The organism is Vibrio sp. 1069 (assembly GCF_033340555.1).
Genome location: NZ_JAWOWP010001020.1, coordinates 1 through 504 on the forward strand (window position 1 = coordinate 1; position 504 = coordinate 504).

The window sequence follows — 504 nt, forward strand, 5'->3', positions numbered from 1 at the left end:
CAAAATGGCCACCAGCATCAACACGAACAAACTACCAAACAAGCGAATTTCTTTGGCGAAACGCTCCGAAAATTCCATCAGCTTATTAAAAAAGACGGCCGAGGATGCTTGCTCTGCGCCCAACCCCCAGCGCACGACCGCTTGGTAATCGAGCTTGATTTCAGAATCGCCATTCACCACCGGAGGTAATGGTTCTTGTGGGTGGTCGAGCACCTGTTCAAGTAATCTAGCCGCTTCAACACCTTGGCGATAACCGCTTTGAATCACGCCGCCCACCGCGCCATGACCCAATCCTACATCGTGCACCATAAACAATGGCGCGTTGGAGGCCTTGTTGATCTGAATCCAGTCACGTTCGCTGCCGACCACGCCATCTTTGTCGCGGTAGTAAGTCCAAAACAGCACCACATTTTCTTTATTGAGTTGAGCGATTTTTTTCTTCAATGCTTCAACATTGTCAGGGACAAGTTGAGTGATCTTGTTGCGATAACGGTCATGTTGTTG

The 504-nt window shown here is 49.2% G+C and carries 1 pseudogene; it reads right to left on the reverse strand.

Features of this window, described 5'->3' with window-relative positions:
• A pseudogene (locus R7040_RS30370) lies at positions 1–504 on the reverse strand (GGDEF domain-containing protein); the annotation flags it as partial.